We start from the raw sequence: 18,121 nt of genomic DNA on the forward strand, positions 1-18,121 counted from the left end.
GTGGCCGAAGCCCGTGTCCGCAAGCCGTCACGCCGCCTGCGTTTCTCTTCCTAATCTCTTACAATGTCAAACAGCTGGAACCGAAGTTCCGGTAGGCCATCTAGGGCGCCGCCCCTTCCGGAAGAGGCGGCTTATATGGGCCACCTTATTGCCCGTCAACACCCTTTTTCGCGCCTTCTGCAGTTTCGTGTTTGACCACGTTTTCTGCTAAACTCAGGCACAAACGAATTTGTCGACCGTTGTGACGGCCTGCAAATTCAGGCATTTCGAGGAGCCGCATATATAGCCGCTGTTCGGGGGAAAAAGCAAGAACTAATTCACCTAATTAGCAGCCCGTCTGCGGGCCCCGCTTCAGAAACCCAAGGGCGTCTTCAGCGGAGGCCGGGGAATAGCCGCCATGAGGTATGGCCGCAACCCCCTAAAACAGCCTTTTGTCAAAAAACTGCAACTTTCGCTGCAATCAGATCAATACTGGGCCGAAAGATAGGATTTCATCGCCTCGGCTTCGGCTTCCGTCTCGGCGATTTTCCATTTCACGAGGTCGCCGATCGACACAAAACCGACGAGGCGCTCGTTCCGCAGAACCGGTAAATGGCGAATCCGGCGGTCGGTCATCAGCTGCATGGCGTGATCGATGCGCATGGTCGAAGGCACGGTCACGACATCGCGGGTCATGGCGTCGCCGACTTTCATCTCGAGGGCCGCATGCCCGAGACGTGCAACCTGACGCACAATATCGCGTTCCGACAGGACGCCGATAACGGATTCATCGGAATCAAGCGCGACCACCGCCCCGATTCTACGCAGATCCAGCACCTTGGCGGCCGCGCCAAGCGTGTCATCCGCGCCGACAGAAATCACTTCATTCCCTTTATCGTTCAGAATCTGGTCAATCGTCATTCATCATCCTCCAGGCCACAGTCGGTGAAGTCCGACTTCTATATACCTGAAGCGTACCACAACATGTGCGCCGAATCGAACACGAACAGGAATCAGGCTTCCACCCCCTCCAGCCGCCACATCAGGAACCGGAACACGAGCGCGCCTGCCACATAGCCGCCAACATGCGCCTGCCAGGCGATCCCCGCTCCCAGCATGGCCGGCCCGATGAAAGCGAGCACGAGGTTGGCGACAACGAACAGCGCAGAGGCTGTCAGGAAGGGCCGCGACAGCAGACGCCCCTCTGCCCCCTTCTGCCCCAGCAGGACGGCGGCTATCAGGCCCGACACGCCACCAGACGCCCCGACAGCCGCCTGGCCGACCGGATAATTGGCGATCAGGTGCGCAACAGACCCACCCGCCACGCTGATGAAGAACAGAAACAGGAACAATTCGGACGTGCGGCGCGATTCGCTGCCCCGCGCCCGCGCCAGATAGTCGTGGACCGGCTTGCCGACGCCCAGCAGCATTGCCGCATTCAGGCCGACATGCGCCCAGTCACTGTGGACAAAGGCAATCGAGAAAAGCGGCATCATGGCTGCAATGATGTTGGAATAGGGCTCGGGCGCGCCCGGAGGCAGGCTGGCGCCCACCCAGCCCCAGAATCGCTCCGGAAACAGCGCCGTGTGCCACAACAAGGTGCTCTGAAGCGACTCACTCAGCAATATCCGCGCGCCATGCGTCGCCAGGAGGGTCAGCGCCAGCGCCGTCACAAGAGGCGGTGCATTGATGATCGGCGGGCGTCCGGGATTGCGGGCCATGCAGCCTCCAGAATGGGGAATCGGGTTCTTCTCTATATAAACACGGTCTTGCACAATGGCAGGCCATCGGTGCAACACTCAGGAACCGGCTTTTCTCCCGGCCGCGTTGCCCTAGGTCCACTCACATGATGATCCGCATTTTCCTCGCCGCCATGGCCGTTTGTTTTGCGGCTTTCGGGCTGTGGTCACTCCTGAATCCTATTATGATGGCCTCAGGCCTCGGCGTGGAGGTCGGCGGCCCGAATGGCGCATATGAGCTGCGCGGCATCTATGGCGGTGTCAGCCTCGGCGCAGCCGCGCTCGCTGGCGCTGGCGCTGTCCGCTCCGTCATGACGCGCCCGGCCCTCTGGTTTCTCGCAGCCTATCTTGGCGGCTATGTCTTTGCCCGCGGCGCTGCCCTTGCGCTTGGCCCGCCACCGACAGCCGATTTCTACGTCTTTATCGGATTTGAAATCGCAGGCTTTATCCTCACCCTTTTCGCACTGCGTGCAAACGCTGGTCGCTGAATGCAGAAAAGCCCCGCCGCAATGGACGGGGCTTTCCGGATTTTCAGCAGACTGGCAGGCTAGAACGATTTGCGAACAGTAATGCCATAGGTTGCCGGCTGGTTCGGGTAGCCGCTGAGCGAGCCTGCCTGTGCCACAGACGGGAATGCCACCGCAACGTAGTCATCATCAAAGATGTTCCGCCCCCAGACAGTGACGCCGAGCCCATTCTCGGTGGTAAAGCCGGTCGACGCGTTCCAGGTATTGACCTCACGCTGGTTGCTGATCAGCGCCTGGTTGGCTGGATCGTCGAAATAGGTTGTCGGGCTTTCATACTGCCAGTCCGTGCGAATGAACGCTTCCAGCGTGTTGATATCGAACGTGTAGGTCGCCGATGTCGATGTTGCGGTGTCGGAAATACCAGATGGCGCCGAGCCGCTGATGTCGCCGCTCGCCGAGTTCGGGAACTCGTCATAGATCGGATCCTGGAACGTGCCTGCAAAGGTCAGCAGCAGGTTGTCGGTGACATTCCACGAGGCATCCACTTCAAGACCCTTGGTCGACTGCTTACCGGCATTGGCCAGCGCAAAGCCTGTTCCGGTGAACACGTTCGACTGGAAGCCTTCGATAACCTGGTCGAAATAGGCCACGTTGAACGCGAACGCGTCATAGGCGAATTTCGCACCGAGCTCGATCACACGGGCTTCTTCCGGTCCGGCGTAACGCGTGCCGGTCGTCAGGTTTGTCACGGCAAGGCCCGCGTCACGGATCGGTGACGAACCGGGGCTTGTCACAGGTGAACCGGGCGTGAAGTCTGCCGCAAACGGCCGGCTGTCACGCGACAGGTTCCACGACGTCGCCTTGAAGCCCGTGCCATACGAAGCGTAGAGGTTCAGGTTTTCGGTCGCGTCATAAGCCAGACGGAACGTGTAGGTCAGGTCATCATCATTCGACTGGCCGTCTTCAACAGCGTTCGGGAAGCCGAGGAATGGCGGCAGGAACTGAAGCGGCTGGAGGCCCAGCAGCGGGTTCGTTGCCGGATCCTGTGCGCCCGCCTGAATGGCCGCGAATGCACCGGGATTGGCGCCGGCGAAGGCTGCGACCTGTGCCGGGTCCGTCGCGTCAACGCCAAAGCCGCCAAGCGCCTGTGCGAAACCAATCGCGACCAGGTCCAGGCCCGAGAACACGTCCGTGTTCACGATGTTGCCATACGCGTCTTTCTCGTCTTCCGTATAGTTCAGGCCCAACGTGGCCGTGAAACGGTCCGTCATGTGCCAGTCAACCGTACCAAAGACCGACCAGGCCGTGTTGTCCTGACCGAACTCCTCGACCAGGCCTTGCCCTTGCTGGCCAAAGACAAGCCCAACCGGCAGACCAAGCGCGCCTTCGACAGTCGCCAGCGCACCACCCGACAGGAAGTCAGCATAGCCGCGGAAATCGGAGCCATAGAAGAACTCGTTGTCGATGACGACCTTCTCATCGAAGTAGAAGCCGCCGACCATCCAGTCGACAGGGCCGTCACCACCCGACGTCAGGCGAACTTCCTGCGTGAATGTCTCGATATTGGTCTTGTTATAGTTGCGCCCGATCAGGTCGGCTGATGTGAAGTCGGAGTCAGCATTCTGCTCGAGATCGGATTCCCGATAGGCGGTGATCGATGTCAGCGTCATGGCGCCAAGATCGAAGTCGCCCTGCAGCGACAGGCCGGCATTGTCGATCTTGTTTTCGGAACCGAAATTGTAGGCCACTTCATAGGAATACGGGTCCTGGGGATTGAATGTGCCCCCCAGCGCATTGATGATCGCACCGGTCGGACCGTTGACGATATTCGCCGCAGCGCAGCAAAGCTCGTCAATCGTGTCATAGTCACCGATCAGGCGGAGGGACGTGTTTTCGTTCGGCTCGAACAGGAGCTCGCCGCGCAGGCCGTAACGATTGCGCTCATTGGTTTTGTCGCCCGTACCAATGTCGTCGACATAACCGTCGCGCACATTGTAATTGCCGCCGAGGCTGAATGCGAGCGTGTCGCTGATCGGTCCGGTGACGTAACCCTTGGCACGATAGCCGTTAAAGTTGCTGACCGTACCTTCCACATTGGCGCCGAACTCGAATGACGGCTTCTTGGTCACGACCGAGATGACACCGGCAGATGCGTTCTTGCCAAACAGGGTTGATTGCGGTCCGCGCAGTACTTCGACCCGCTCGATGTTCGGAAGGTCGGAGATCTGCGAGGCAGAGCGCGAACGGTACACGCCATCGATGAACACGCCGACCGAAGGTTCGATACCGGCATTGTTGGCGCCGTTGCCGAAGCCCCGGATCACGAAATTGGTATTGGCAGATGACTGCAGCTGGCTGACGCCGAGCGAAGGCACAACCGACTGAAGGTCGTTGAGGTCCAGGATCTGGGCTTTTGCAATAACGCTCTCATCGACAACGGAAACGGCGATCGGAACATCCTGCAGCGTCTGCTCGCGCTTGGTCGCCGTGATGGTGACAGTCTGCAGCGTGCGTGCCGAGTCTTCTGTGTCTTCCTGCGCCATGGCGGGCATGGCAGCACTGGCAATGGCGGTAAATCCGACGCCGAGGCACAGCGCGGCTTTGAGATTCGTTTGCGCGCGAGGGCGCGAAGGTGTCTTAGACACTCGGTATTCTCCCTAATTATGTAGTCAAGCTTGAGAGGAGCCGCGTGATTCGCGGCGGCGGATAACTAACGGTCCGTGAGAACTAGCTGAGCCGCGTATCTTCGCAAGACCCCGACCTGACAATTCTGTTATAAATTCTGTCTCTTTCCGTGGGGTCACGCCGCCCGCAATCCCCTCACACGGAGGGAGCGGATGACCGCAGGAAGAGTGTTCCGCCATGACACGCCCAAGCCGGTCAATTGCGATTTCGACCAGCCGTGCACGCAATGCGCAATCCCTGAGAGGCGAAATTCGCGCCCTCCATGGCTGCTTTTCCCCAGACAGATGACGCTGCAACTGGAATGGATATTGCGAATGCCACATCCGAGCGGTCTGCACGGACCGATAGTAGAGCACGGAGAGAGCCTGTCATGAACGACCGGTCGATACACCCAAACACCCGGATCCTGATTGACGCGTGGCGCAGGATGAGCGCCAGCCCTGTCGCCAATGCCGTGGATGACCCGCGCGTGGCAGAGCATCCCGATCTCATCACGCAACTGTTTGTCGTCCAGCACGACCGCGAAGCGGGCTGGCTGTTTCGCACGGCGGGCCAGGGCCTGTCCGACCTGCTGGGCCGCGACCTGACCCATCATGACTTTCTCGAGCTATGGACCGGGCCTGACCGGTTCATGATGGCCCATTTCATGGAGGCCGTTCGCTATGATGGCGCGCCCGGCGTGATCCGTGGCCGTGGTGAGACTCTCTCTGGCCAGCGCGTGGAAGTCGAAATCACGCTTATGCCGCTGGTGCGCCCTGGCGCCCATACTGACACCCCGCGCCTGCTGGGCCTGTACCAGACCCTCGGCGGTGAGCCCATGCTGGGAGGTCGCCCGGTCTGGCGCCACCGCATCTCGATGCTGGTCCCGCCCGATACCCGTACCGAAGGCCGCCAGCTTCGCCTCGTCGCCAGCAACGCCTGATATCAGGCGGTCAAGAGCGCTTCCTCGCGCGCCAGAGCAGGCCGGCCGAGCATCATGTCGGCCGCCTTCTCCGCGATCATGATGGTTGGCGCATTCGTATTGCCGCCCACCAGTGTGGGAATCACCGACGCGTCGACAACCCGCAGCCCGTCAACACCGCGCACCCGCAGCTGACCGTCGACCGGGCTGTCATCGCCCGCCCCCATCGCAACCGTACCGACCGGATGATAGATCGTCTCGCCCATGCGGCGGATGAAGCTGTCAATGTCGTCGTCCGTCACAACGCTGGCGCCCGGCATGATCTCGGCGCCGCGCAATGCGTTCAGCGCTGATTGTCCGCATACGTCGCGCACCATCTTGACGGCCTCGCGCATGGCACGGCGATCCTCTTCTGCCGCCAGATAGTTCGGATCAATCGCCGGATGCGCGAACGCGTCGGCCGAGGCCAGGCAGACCGTGCCGCGGCTTTCCGGCCGCAACTGGCAGGCATGAACCGTGAAACCATCCTTTTGTGGATCATGGTTGCCATGGTCCATCATGATGGCGTTGACGAGGTGTAGCTGGATGTCGGGCATGGACAGGCCTTCGCGTGAATTGATGAAGGCGCCTGCCTGCAGGAAATTGTCTGCGCCGGCGCCTGTCTGGTTGAACAGGTATTGCAGGCCAACGCCCAGTTTCTTGATTCCCTTCTGCGCCGAATAGGCTGACACGGGCTGTGTCATCTCATGGATCACCGTCACATCGAGATGGTCCTGCAGGTTCTGGCCCACGCCGGGTGAATTCACCTTCGCCTTGATACCGAACCGGTCCAGGTGTTCCGGGTTGCCGATGCCCGACAGCATCAGGATTTGCGGAGACTGTACGGCGCCCGCGCATACAATGACTTCCTTGTCGGCATGGATCACCTGCGTCAGCGCGCCTTTCCCCTCGACAACTTCGACTCCCGTTGCCCGGCCATTTTCGATCAGCACCCGCGTCACCAGCCCGGTCGAGATCACCGTCAGGTTCGGCCGAACGCCCTCGATCGGGCGAAGATAGCCGTAGGAGGCGCTCCAGCGCTCGCCCTTGTGGATGGTGCGCTGGTAGCGGCCGAAGCCTTCCTGCTGTGCACCATTGAAATCGTCCGTGCGCTTGAAACCGGCCTGCTCGCCGGCCTGCACGAAGGCCCGGAAGACCGGGCTCGACATCGGGCTTTCCGACACGCGCAGCGGGCCTGCGCCGCCATGGAAGGCACTGTCGCCGCCTTCATGGGCTTCCGACCGTTTGAAATAGGGCAGCACATCCGCAAAGCTCCAGCCCTGCAGGCCCATCTGGGCCCATTGATCATAGTCGCCGGCATGGCCACGAATATAGATCATGCCATTGATCGAGGATGAACCGCCCCAGCCCTTGCCGCGAGGCCAGTACAGCTTTCGCCCGTTCATGTGTTTCTGGGCTTCGGTATAGAAGCCCCAATTATGGTCGTTCGGCTGCTTGATCAGGCTGCCGACACCGGCCGGCATGCGGATCATCAGCGAATTGTCCTTCTTGCCCGCCTCGATCAGGCAAACCTTGATCGCGGGGTCAGCCGACAATCGGTTGGCAAGCGTACAACCGGCGCTGCCAGCGCCGACGATGACATAATCATATGTTTCCATGGATTCAGGCTCCGGCTGAAATAGGTCTTGCAGGTTCGCCCGGAATGCGAATTCCGGCCTGCCTCTGCAACACTTTGTGAACCTAAATTGCCTAAGTAAAGCGTTCACGGTGCGACAGGCCCTGTAATTTTCGGGCCTCGGGGAGCAGCAAATGACCGGTCTGCGCAGTTCGGCGCTCAGCAATAGTCCGCTGATCAATCCAAATAAGGACCGCCGCCTGCACAAGCGCGTCCCGTTGCATCTCGACGGCCAGGTCCTCGACACTGACCAGGCCGATCACCCCATGAGCACGATCGACATTTCCTGTTCGGGCGCCATGATCCTGTCAGACTTCCGGCCGGAATCAGGCGCGCAGGTCGTCTGTTACTTCAACGAACTCGGACGCGTGGCCGCGACCGTCATTCGCGCCACGCCCACGGGTTTTGCCGTTCAGTTCCGGATCGTCGATCACAAGCGCGACAAGCTGGCCGACCGGCTGACCTGGCTGCTCAACAAGGACCAGCTGGATCTGGTCGAAGACCGCGCCGCAAGCCGCAAACCCGAAAGCGGCCCGGCCCTGCTGATTCTCGAGGATGGCCGCGAGATCAAATGCCGTGTGCTTGATATCTCGCTGACAGGTGCCAGCTTCGAGGCAGAAGATGCCACGCCAATGGTTGGCGATACGGTGTTTGCCGGCAATGTCCGGGGACAGGTCGTCCGCGTGGGCGGCAAGAGTTTCGCCATCCGCTACGTGCGCCAGTAAGGCTCAGTCGATCCGCCGGGTCCCGTCACGGTGCTTCTTCCAGTTCTCGACATAGTGCATCGCCGACATTTTCAGCATCTGCACCTGCGGGCCTGACAATTCCTTCACCACTTTCCCGGGCGCGCCCATCACCAGAGAATTGTCCGGGATCTCCTTGCCTTCGGGGATCAGCGTGTGGGCGCCGATGATGCAATTCTTCCCGATCTTCGCATGATTGAGGATCGTCGACCCGATACCGATGAGCGTCTCGTCGCCAATCGTACAGCCATGCAGCATCACCATATGGCCGACCGTCACATCCTTCCCGATCGTCAGCGGCGCGCCAATATCGGTGTGTAGCACGCTGCCATCCTGGATATTCGTGTTCTCGCCTACGGTGATCGGATCATTATCCCCGCGCAGAACGGCGCCATACCAGACAGAGGCATTCTCCATCAGGATCACATTGCCCATTACTTGGGCATTTTCCGCCACCCAGTAATTTCCACTGGCTGGCAGGTGTGGCCGTGCCTCTCCGATCTGGTAGATTGCCATTATGATTCGTCCTCTCGTTTCGCCTGCGGAATGTCGCGTAAAGGGTTTGATAACCCTGCTAGCATATCAACAGCAACAGATTCGGAAGTGGAGTCGGTCATAGGACGACCTTGCCTCACCTCGCCACCGGGACCGATTGTTTCCGGACAGGCCATGCCGCCCTCAGGGCGATCCGTCCAGCTTCCCCCCGTTTTCGCCAAGCCGTCCGCAATCCTGCTGACGGCTTTTTTCATGTCTGGAACCAAGGAGTCCTCCCATGGGTAAACGCAACGCCGCCAAGCGAATGAAGACAGCATCAGAGGTGAAAGCCACTGCCTGGATTCAGGAAGCCGGTCGCGGCCAGCCGCCCCTTCTCCACGCCATCGAAGGTGGTCGCAGCTGGCATCCCGACGATGCCGACACACGCAAGCGACAGCCCGATCATTCCGAGCCAGACCGCACCCAGCGCTACCAGAAAACCGTCAAGCCCCGCTCCGAAAACCAGGCTCAGCTGATGAACGCCATGGACACCCATGCCCTCATCGCCGCCCTCGGCCCGGCCGGCACCGGCAAGACCTATCTCGCCGTCTGCAAGGCGGTCGAAGCCCTGCAGAAAGGCAAGGTCGCCCGCATCATCCTGTCGCGCCCCGCTGTCGAGGCTGGCGAGCAGATCGGCTTCCTGCCCGGCGCCATGGAAGACAAGCTGGCCCCCTATCTGCGGCCGCTCTACGACGCCCTGTCGGACCGGCTCTCGCCTGCCCAGCTCAAGCACATGCTGTCGGAGGGCGTGATCGAAATCGCCCCCATCGGCTTCATGCGCGGACGCACGCTGAACAATGCCTTCATCGTCGTCGATGAGGCGCAGAACTGCACCTATACGCAGATCAAGATGCTGCTCACCCGCCTTGGCTGGCATTCCACGATGGTGATCACCGGCGATCCGGCCCAGACCGACCTGCTGCCGGAATTCTCCGGCCTTGCCAATGCCGCCGAGCGGCTGGAGAAACTGGCCGGCGCTGCCGTCATCCGGCTCGAAGGGGCTGACGTCGTTCGCCACCCGCTCGTGCAGGAAATGCTCGAAGTCCTCTAGGCAAACCAGATCCCCCGCCTCGCCCGTCCGGGAAACCGGGCGGGCTTTTTCCTGGCCCGGCGTCAGGCTTGACCGGTGCGCGCTCCGCGCGTCAGGTGCGCGCAAGAGAAGCGACACAAGGGAGAAACACATGATCCGCCTCGCCGCGCTGGCCCTCGCATTCGCCCTCCTTCCCTTCGCAACCACCCGTGCCGAGGAGGCCCCGGCAATGCACACTTACGACTCCTTTGACGGCACGCCGATCTCCTATCAGGAACTTGGCACCGGCCCCCTCGTCGTCCTGCTGCACGGCTTCACCGGCAATGCCGATCTCAACTTCTTCCAGCCCGGCATCGCCCAGAAGATTGCCGCGGCGGGGTATCGTGTCGTGGCGCCGGACCTGCGCGGCCATGGCGCGTCGCCCTACAATGCCCCGCCCGCAAACTGGCCTGCCGACGCCGTCGCCCGCGACCAGATCGCTCTCGTCGCGCATCTCGGGGATAATCCTTACGCCACAGTCGGCTATTCCATGGGATCAATATCTGCCCTGCGCTGGCACCTGCTCTCGCGCAATACCGGCCGCATGGCCCTCGGCGGCATTGGCGATTCTGCCGCAGACGAATTCAACACCGATCGCAACACCGCCTTCCGCGCGGCCATCAATCAGGCCATGGCGGGCGAAGACACACCCGGCGCGAAGGCCATGCTGGCGCGTGCCAGATCCACCGGCGGCACGCTCGAAGGCTATCTCGGTGCCCTGTCGGCCCGCACCTATACCCCCGCCGACCTCCTTGCCACGTTCGACGTGCCGGCACTGGTGCTGACGGGCGATGAGGACCTCGACAATGGCTCCGGCCCCGGCCTCGCCGCCCTCCTCCCCGGCGCAACCCATCACACACTGACCGGCACGCATCTTTCCGCCGTGGTGGACCCCGAACTCCCCCGCGCCGTCATCACATTCCTTGAGGAAGGCCGCCCCGCCGAATAAGCCTCATCACCGGATTGTTATTCCAAATCAGCCCGGCATCCCTACATGTAGACCCAGTGCCAAACCAGAAACCACGGAGCAAGCGACATGAGCGACCCGACCTACACCCCGCCGAAAGTCTGGACATGGGACAAGGAAAGCGGGGGCCGGTTCGCCAGTATCAACCGCCCCATTGCCGGGCCAACCCATGACAAGGAACTGCCTGTCGGCAAGCATCCCTTCCAGCTCTACTCTCTCGGCACGCCCAACGGCGTCAAGGTCACGATCATGTTCGAGGAACTCCTCACCGCCGGCCACACGGGCGCGGAATATGACGCCTGGCTGATCAATATCGGTGAGGGCGACCAGTTCGGCTCCGGCTTTGTCGACATCAACCCGAACTCCAAGATTCCGGCCCTGATGGACCATTCAACTAATCCGCCGACCCGCATCTTCGAATCGGGCGCCATGCTGCTCTACCTTGCGGAAAAGTTCGGCGCCTTCCTGCCAACCGACCATCACACGCGCACCGAAGCCCTCTCGTGGCTGTTCTGGCAGATGGGTAGCGCGCCGTTTCTCGGCGGCGGCTTCGGCCATTTCTACGCCTATGCGCCAGAGAAATACGAATACCCGATCAACCGCTATGCCATGGAAGTGAAGCGCCAGCTCGACGTGCTCGACCGCCGCCTCGCCGACAATGAATACTTGGCCGGCAAAGACTATTCGATCGCCGACATGGCCATATGGCCCTGGTATGGCGCGCTTGTCACGGGCGCCGTCTACGAGGCGGGCGAGTTCCTGCAAGTGCAGGACTACACCAATGTCATCCGCTGGATGAAACAGATCGGCGCTCGCCCTGCCGTCAGGCGCGGCCAGATGGTCAACCGCACCTTCGGCAAGCCTGAAATGCAACTTCGCGAACGACACGATGCAAGCGACTTCGACACGAAAACCCAGGACAAGCTCGAACCGCAGAGCTAGCCCTCCGGCCCTCTCCCGCCTATGGACGGGAGAGGGCCGTATCATCCGGACGGCCCCCTGAAGCACCACAGGAGCGGGCCCATGTCCCCCGAACTCATCCTCACCCTTTTTGACCGCGTCGGCGTGTTCGTCTTCGCCATTTCCGGCGGCATCATGGCCGTGCGCAAGGACATGGACCTGTTCGGCATCATTGTGCTCGCCTTCCTGCCTGCCATTGGCGGCGGTACGCTGCGCGACCTTATCCTCGACCAGCCGGTCTTCTGGCTGTCTGATACGCCGACCCTGATCCTCGCCATCGCGGGCGGTCTGACCGCTTTCGCCTTCCACCGCTTCCTTGAAAACTTCCGTCCCCTGCGCTGGGCGGATGCGTTCGGCATGTCGCTGTTCGCCGTCACCGGCGCGGCCAAGGCCATGGGCCTCGATCACGGGCTCGCCGTCGTGCTCATCATGGGCGCCCTCACCGCCAGCGCCGGCGGCCTGATGCGCGACGTGGTCGCCAATGAGGAACCGCTGCTCCTGAAAAAGGACGTCTACGCCACCGCCGCCCTGCTCGGCGCGGGAGTCTATTTCGGCCTCGCCTCTTTCGGCTTGCCCGAAACCGGCGCCTTCATCGGCGGCCTTGCCGCCGCCTTCACGCTCCGTGCACTGGCCATTATCTTCCAGCTATCCCTGCCAAAGTCGCCGTTCTGACGCACGCCTCAAGTCAGTCGCGCTGAGCGGTCACCAATGCGGCAGTTGAGAACGCAAGGCCCGACAGCCAGAGTGCAGGACCAAGCACGGCCTCGGGTCCGGCCATGTGGCCCGGCACCACAGTGAAAAGCACAAAGGGAATATCGGCGGCTGAGACAGCCAGCAGGTTGATCCACTACCCAACCCGGCTGTTCTTCCAGTTGAGCCTGAGGGCAACAATAATCGCAACTTCCGCAAAAAACCGCGACATAGATCGCCCCCCTTGAAAGACCGGTCTCACTGGCAAGTTTGTAATGGCTGCCAACGCTTTACCGGACGTCTTCGCGAGGTCGGAAGTATTCGAACTGCATATCGCTTGGGGCTCCCTGCCCCTCCCGGATCAAGATTGCTCAGAATGTCGGTTTTATACAATCCCTTAACGCCGACTGCCTGCACAAACGGTCATACAGGCATGGCCAGGTAAAGCTGGCAGCGGGGGCAAGGCATGAGACGACAACATCTGGCCGCCGGGCCTCGTTCCGTTGAGGTATGGGTGAAACACACAGTGTTGGCTATTCTTGCCACGCTTGCGTCTGCCGCGCTCCCTGCGATCGCGGGGCCTTCGACAGCGCAATCGGTCAAATCTGACAAGGCAGCCTGCACCCAGGCGAATGACAATGTCGCCTGTGAAGCGGCCTATGATTACCTGTATGCGGAGATGCAGAAGGCCAGGGGCAAGAGAGCTGAAAAATATTTCCCTGACTTACGCACCATGGCCGTGACAGGGTGTGCTGATGGGAATGCCTGGCTGTGTCAGGAGGTGGGCACCATGTACAGGAAGGGCAGCATGGGCGTTGCCGAAGACGACTCGCTTTCCATCCGATATTATACTCAGGCCTGTGATCTCGGGAACGGATATGGCTGCGCGCGCCAGGGTGTTGCCCTTGAGCTGGGCCTGACAATTCCCGTCGACCGCGTGGAAGCAGACCGCTTCTACAGGAAAGGGTGCGAGCTTAAGTCGAATTCTGCCTGTATGTGGAGGGCAGATTTGCTGCTTTCCAATTATGTCCAGGCCGCGCCGCCTCTGCCTGAACCGATTGTATTTTTGAAGGACAAGTGCCGCGATACCGATCTCGACGGGCCAGCCTGCGTCGCGCTGGGCATCGCCTATTTCAAGGGCGACACTGTGTCCAGGGATGAAGACCTTGCGCGCCAGTACTGGAGCAAGGGCTGCAACCGGGCGGTCCACGCGCCGGCCTGCTATCTCGACAGCCTCGGGATTCTGCGCGAGGAAGACATGGCTGGCGTGAAGTCAGGTGGTCTGTTCCCGGGCCTGCGGTCGCTGGTGAAGGCCTGTGATTTTGGCATACGTGAAGCCTGCGAGTTTGCCGTCTATGCCGGTCAGGATTTTGCCTGGGACAATGCGTGGGTCATTCTCAAGGGCCGGTATAATCGCTGCCTGTATAATTCAAATCAAGCAGACTGCGAATTCGCGGGCGACACCTACAAGCTTGCCAAGGTTCTGGGGTCGAACGGTGCTTTGCAAAGCATCGAGTATGATCAGGGCCGTGCGACGCGCGCATGGCTTACCGCCTGCCGCAACTTCAACACGCGCTGCGTGGAGGCGGCCGACATGCACCTCCAAGACTGGCACCTCAATTATGCCCTCGCGGCCCCTAACCTCGCCATCAGCATCCTCGACACAGCCTGCGAACGCGGAGACGCCACATCATGCGCAAGAAAGGACGAAGTTGTCGCTGAAACCGGTGGCGTGAAGGGCAGCTACATCGATCCGATGATCAGCGACGATGAGCGGTTCATGCTGGCCCAGTTCGACCTGCAACATGGCGACACTCAGCGCGGGCGGGAAACCATGCAATGGCTGGCCATGTTTGGCTATACAAGCGCTGAGATCGAGCTGGCGAACGCCTACCGCTCCGGACTCAAGCCGACCCCGCCAAAACCCGATGGAACGTATACAAACATGGCGATTTTCAACGCGTCCGACATGTCATGGGCCTTGTACGAAACACTCGCGAAGAAAGGCATTCCTGAAGCGGCCATGCTGGTCGCCTGGCGCAAGTACCAGGGACACGACGACAATTTTGATGGGGTTAGCTACGAGGAAGCCATTTACCGCGCGCTCTATCTTGGTGCGGAGGGTGCTGCTGAGCTTGATGCTGCCGAGAAGGCTCAGGACAAGGCGCGGACCGATGCGCAGATTGCAGCCATCCAGGAAATGAACCGCCAGAATATCCAGTCCCGCGACAATATGGACCGCCAAACGGTACAGCGCGCATGGGACCAGTACGCTGCCAATCGAAAGCGTGAGGCCGACGAGGCCGGTGGCACAGTCTGCGGCACGGTCTATGGTCCGGGCAACTCCACCCATCGCACCTGCATGTCCCGCGATACGGCCAGTAAATATTACCGAGGCAACTTCTAACCACTTCGCCTCAGCATGAGACCCGAGGAAAAGTAGGGGAATTCGACATCATCACTTAAATGCGCTCTCAGACAGCCAAGAGCCCGGTAACGCCATGAATTATCGTCGTTTCCGAATAATCTATCCCACACTTGCGCACTGCGCGTACAAAACGCCGCATGCATTTCACGCATGCCCTCCTCCTTGAGCTGATCGCTTTCAACTGGGCGCGGGCGCATTCATGTGTTCGGCTCCGGCATGGTCTGGCGTCGGCTTTCCGTCGAGGCGCCGCCATCCCCGCTGCCCGCCGCGCCCCTGCTTGCCCGCCTCGGCCGCCTTGGTGCCGTGCTGGCAGACTCTTACGCCCATGCCGGTCATCGCCCATGTCTGCTGGGGCGCGGAGACTGCGCTCGGGGGTGCGTGGGCGTCTGGCCAGTCTTGGCCTGGCTTTTTTTTCGTCAAAATGTGAACCGTTTGCACGCGCTTCCGTACAAAGGGCATGCGTACCTGTGCGCATTGCAAGGAGATTCACATATGCCCCTGAAAACCAACCTGTTGCTGGCCGGCGCTTTCGCCGCGTCACTGTCGCTCGCGGCCTGCGAAGATGCTGCCGACCAGGCAGACTATGATGCCGCTCCGGCTGCTGCGGCCGCCGAAACCGAAATGATGGCCGAGCCTGAAACACCGCCGGCTGAACCAATGATGGAAGAAGCCGCTGCCGAACCCGGTACGATCGTCACGATTGCCGCCGGCAATGACGACCTGTCGACTCTCGTTGCAGCCGTAACAGCGGCTGAACTGGTCGACACGCTGAACAGTGACGGCCCGTTCACCGTGTTTGCTCCGCCGAACAGCGCGTTTGCAAAACTGCCTGAAGGCACGGTCGAAACCCTGCTGATGCCTGAGAACAAGGCGACGCTCGCGGGCGTTCTCACCTATCACGTCGTGGCAGGTGAAGTCATGGCCGCTGATCTTGTCCAGGCCATCACCGACAATGGCGGCACCTACACGGTCACCACCGTCAATGGCGCAGCCCTGACCGCCTCCATCGTTGATGGCAATGTCATCCTGACCGACGCAGCCGGTGGAACGGCCACTGTCACCGCCACAGATATCGATGCCTCCAACGGTGTTGTTCACCTGATCGACACGGTTGTCATGCCGGGCTAAAGCCCCTCGTCCAGCATGAACCCCGGCCCCGCACTCCTCCCGGTGCGGGGCCACTTTTTGCCGCGCTTGCAGTAACGCGCCTCCCTGATACTGTCCCCGCTTCAACAGGATGCCGAGGGCTGAAAATATGCGTGGATTGTTGCTGGCCTTGTGCCTTGCCGTGTTCGTGACTCCGGGGTTTGCCGAAGAGAAGGCCGATGCCGCCAGCGACAAGCCGGACATTCCGGAAGCGCAGGCCTTCACCTCAGACCACACGCTGAAACTTGACGGCCAGACCATCAAGTACCGGACCGTCGCCAGCGAAACCTATCTGCGCGACGCCAAGGACGAACCAACGGCTTCCATCTTCTCGGTCGCCTATATCCGCGACGGCGTATCCGATGCCCGCCAGCGCCCCGTCACCTTCATCTTCAATGGCGGCCCCGGCTCGGCCTCGCTCTGGCTGCACATGGGCGCTTTCGGGCCAAAGCAGGTCATCACTCCTTCGGACGCGACGGATGTCGGCGCCCCGCCCTACATAATTCGCGACAACCGGAATTCCCTGCTCGACGTGACAGACATGGTCTTTATCGATCCCGTCGGCACCGGCTATTCCCGCCCGCTCGGCGACAATACCGGCGAGGAATTCTACGGCGTCAATGAAGACGCCGAGAGCATCGCCGAATTCATCCGCATATGGATCACCGAGAACGGCCGCTGGAACAGCCCGAAATATCTGGCCGGCGAAAGCTATGGCACCACCCGTGCCGCTGCCCTCACCGAAAAGCTGCAAGGTGGCTGGAACGGGATCGGCCTGAATGGTGTAGTCCTGATTTCCGCAATCCTGGACTTCCAGAATGCCCGCTTCGCGCCAGGCAATGACTCCGCCCACATTTCCTTCTTCCCCTCCGAAGCGGCCACCGCCTGGTTTCATGGCAAGGTCGACAAGACGAAATGGAATGGCGACTTCAACGCCTTCATCGAAGCGTCCCGCGCCTATGCCATTGAAACGCTTGCCCCCGCCCTGATCCGGGGCAACACGCTCGGCGCAACCCAGGAAGCCGCGATTGCCAATGAGATGAGCGCCTATCTCGGCGTCTCGGCGGAATGGATCCGCCAGGCAAAGCTGCGCGTTGACCCGACCCGCTTTCGCAAGGAACTGCTCCGCCGTGAAGGCTATACGGTCGGCCGCTTCGATAGCCGCTACAAGGGTATCGACAGCGAAGGCACGTCGGACACGCCGGAGAATGACCCGTCCGGCTACGGAATGGATGTCGCTTATGTCGCCGCCATCAATGACTACCTCACCCGCGAACTGAAGATCGACTTCACCCGTCCCTACAAGGTGCTGACCGGCGAACCGGGTTCGCAATGGAACTGGAGCATGAATGAGGGCGGCTGGCCGGCTTACGTCAATGTCACGCCATGGCTCGGCAAGGGAATGCGTGAGAACCCGCAGATGAAGGTGCTGCTCGCCTCAGGCTGGTACGATCTCGCCACGCCTTTCTTCGGCGCCGAAATGGCCCTGTTCAAGAATGGTGTCGTACTCGACCGGGTCCAGTTCGATTACTATGACGCGGGCCACATGATGTACCTGTCCGAACCGGAAGGCAAAAAACTGTCAGACGACGTGCGTGCATTCATCCAGGCAGGGCAGTAGGCTCAGGCCCTGCGCACGACCGCCGTGGTCATGCGCGCGCCTTCCACCACCACGGCGTCACCGGCTCGGATCGGCACATTGGGATCGGCTGCTTCTGCGCCCCAGACAGTGTCGCCCACCTTGATCTGGCCTGCTCCGCCGGCAAAATCGCCCGTCGCAATGCCGCGCTGACCAATCAGGCCTGCCATCCGCTTGTTGAGAGTTGGATGTTCGTCCACCGTTCCTCGCAGTCCGGAGAAAAGTGTCCGCCCCAGCGCCACCAGAACGAAGGCCGCCGCGCCGAAAATGACCAGCTGGCCCTGCCAGGTCGTATAGGCGTCCGGGCCGAAATAGGCGAAAGCGCCGGTCAGCCATGCGGCAATCGCCAGCATCATCAGGTCGAACGTCCCTGTCATCATCTCGATACCGAACAGGACAAGGCCCAGGGCCAACCAGTGCCAGACGGTCAGCTCGTTGAAAATCAGTTCCATGATCAAGGTCTCCCGGTTGGGGTTGAGATCGAAACCGGCGCCCGGCC

At 60.9% G+C, this 18,121-nt stretch carries 17 protein-coding genes; 10 read left to right on the forward strand and 7 right to left on the reverse strand.

Translation table 11 applies throughout. The features are described from left to right. Positions 1 to 465: 465 nt before the first annotated feature. Both ACQ66M_RS02370 and ACQ66M_RS02375 read right to left on the reverse strand, forming a co-directional pair. Complete coding sequence (locus tag ACQ66M_RS02370) at positions 466 to 900, reverse strand: CBS domain-containing protein (protein ID WP_350171275.1); 435 nt, start codon at positions 898 to 900, stop codon at positions 466 to 468. Positions 901 to 992: 92 nt separating this feature from the next. Beyond that, complete coding sequence (locus ACQ66M_RS02375; protein ID WP_350171274.1) at positions 993 to 1,700, reverse strand: rhomboid family intramembrane serine protease; 708 nt, start codon at positions 1,698 to 1,700, stop codon at positions 993 to 995. 128 nt (positions 1,701 to 1,828) lie between these two features. On the opposite strand from ACQ66M_RS02375, the gene ACQ66M_RS02380 reads away from it, so the two are divergent. Then, positions 1,829 to 2,206 carry a DUF4345 family protein gene (locus ACQ66M_RS02380; protein WP_350216199.1) on the forward strand — a complete coding sequence of 126 codons (378 nt, stop codon included), beginning with the start codon at positions 1,829 to 1,831 and terminating at the stop codon, positions 2,204 to 2,206. 59 nt (positions 2,207 to 2,265) lie between these two features. Here the strand turns inward: ACQ66M_RS02380 and ACQ66M_RS02385 are convergent, their stop codons facing one another. Continuing rightward, complete coding sequence (locus ACQ66M_RS02385) at positions 2,266 to 4,830, reverse strand: TonB-dependent receptor (RefSeq protein WP_430401609.1); 2,565 nt, start codon at positions 4,828 to 4,830, stop codon at positions 2,266 to 2,268. A gap of 410 nt (positions 4,831 to 5,240) precedes the next feature. Between ACQ66M_RS02385 and ACQ66M_RS02390 the strand changes: the two genes are divergently transcribed. Beyond that, on the forward strand, positions 5,241 to 5,792 hold the full coding sequence (locus tag ACQ66M_RS02390; protein WP_430401611.1) for a PAS domain-containing protein: 552 nt from the start codon (positions 5,241 to 5,243) through the stop codon (positions 5,790 to 5,792). Positions 5,793 to 5,794: 2 nt separating this feature from the next. Here the strand turns inward: ACQ66M_RS02390 and ACQ66M_RS02395 are convergent, their stop codons facing one another. Continuing rightward, a complete protein-coding gene (locus ACQ66M_RS02395) occupies positions 5,795 to 7,429 on the reverse strand; it encodes a choline dehydrogenase (protein WP_430401613.1) in 1,635 nt (544 codons plus the stop codon). A gap of 151 nt (positions 7,430 to 7,580) precedes the next feature. Here ACQ66M_RS02395 and ACQ66M_RS02400 point away from each other — a divergent pair, with 151 nt between their 5' ends. Next, positions 7,581 to 8,171, forward strand: coding sequence for a PilZ domain-containing protein (locus tag ACQ66M_RS02400; RefSeq protein WP_430401615.1), 591 nt, complete (start codon positions 7,581 to 7,583; stop codon positions 8,169 to 8,171). Positions 8,172 to 8,174: 3 nt separating this feature from the next. Here the strand turns inward: ACQ66M_RS02400 and ACQ66M_RS02405 are convergent, their stop codons facing one another. Further along, complete coding sequence (locus ACQ66M_RS02405) at positions 8,175 to 8,705, reverse strand: gamma carbonic anhydrase family protein (RefSeq protein ID WP_430401617.1); 531 nt, start codon at positions 8,703 to 8,705, stop codon at positions 8,175 to 8,177. A 256-nt stretch (positions 8,706 to 8,961) separates the two neighbouring features. On the opposite strand from ACQ66M_RS02405, the gene ACQ66M_RS02410 reads away from it, so the two are divergent. From ACQ66M_RS02410 to ACQ66M_RS02430, 5 genes are all read left to right on the forward strand, one after another. Next, positions 8,962 to 9,774: a PhoH family protein gene (locus ACQ66M_RS02410; protein WP_350171267.1), complete on the forward strand. Its 813-nt coding sequence runs from the start codon at positions 8,962 to 8,964 to the stop codon at positions 9,772 to 9,774. Positions 9,775 to 9,904: 130 nt separating this feature from the next. Next, on the forward strand, positions 9,905 to 10,741 hold the full coding sequence (locus ACQ66M_RS02415) for an alpha/beta fold hydrolase (protein WP_430401619.1): 837 nt from the start codon (positions 9,905 to 9,907) through the stop codon (positions 10,739 to 10,741). 87 nt (positions 10,742 to 10,828) lie between these two features. Next, positions 10,829 to 11,701, forward strand: a complete 873-nt coding sequence (yghU, locus tag ACQ66M_RS02420) for a glutathione-dependent disulfide-bond oxidoreductase (protein ID WP_350171265.1) — start codon at positions 10,829 to 10,831, stop codon at positions 11,699 to 11,701. An 81-nt stretch (positions 11,702 to 11,782) separates the two neighbouring features. Beyond that, complete coding sequence (locus ACQ66M_RS02425) at positions 11,783 to 12,391, forward strand: trimeric intracellular cation channel family protein (RefSeq protein ID WP_430401621.1); 609 nt, start codon at positions 11,783 to 11,785, stop codon at positions 12,389 to 12,391. Positions 12,392 to 12,935: 544 nt separating this feature from the next. Then, entirely contained in the window at positions 12,936 to 14,816 is a 1,881-nt protein-coding gene (locus ACQ66M_RS02430; protein ID WP_430401623.1) for a tetratricopeptide repeat protein, read from the forward strand. A 198-nt stretch (positions 14,817 to 15,014) separates the two neighbouring features. Here the strand turns inward: ACQ66M_RS02430 and ACQ66M_RS02435 are convergent, their stop codons facing one another. Further along, the gene (locus ACQ66M_RS02435) at positions 15,015 to 15,164 is read right to left on the reverse strand and encodes a hypothetical protein (RefSeq protein WP_430401625.1); all 150 of its coding nucleotides are present in this window, start codon (positions 15,162 to 15,164) and stop codon (positions 15,015 to 15,017) included. A 165-nt stretch (positions 15,165 to 15,329) separates the two neighbouring features. On the opposite strand from ACQ66M_RS02435, the gene ACQ66M_RS02440 reads away from it, so the two are divergent. Next, a complete protein-coding gene (locus ACQ66M_RS02440; RefSeq protein ID WP_430401627.1) occupies positions 15,330 to 15,965 on the forward strand; it encodes a fasciclin domain-containing protein in 636 nt (211 codons plus the stop codon). Positions 15,966 to 16,092: 127 nt separating this feature from the next. Further along, a complete protein-coding gene (locus ACQ66M_RS02445; RefSeq protein ID WP_430401629.1) occupies positions 16,093 to 17,604 on the forward strand; it encodes a S10 family peptidase in 1,512 nt (503 codons plus the stop codon). Between the two features lie 2 nt (positions 17,605 to 17,606). On the opposite strand, the gene ACQ66M_RS02450 is transcribed toward ACQ66M_RS02445, so the two are convergent. After that, a complete protein-coding gene (locus ACQ66M_RS02450) occupies positions 17,607 to 18,074 on the reverse strand; it encodes an NfeD family protein (RefSeq protein ID WP_350171260.1) in 468 nt (155 codons plus the stop codon). Positions 18,075 to 18,121: the final 47 nt, after the last annotated feature.

Source organism: Hyphomonas sp. (genome assembly GCF_965284475.1).
In the GTDB taxonomy this organism is placed as follows: domain Bacteria; phylum Pseudomonadota; class Alphaproteobacteria; order Caulobacterales; family Hyphomonadaceae; genus Hyphomonas.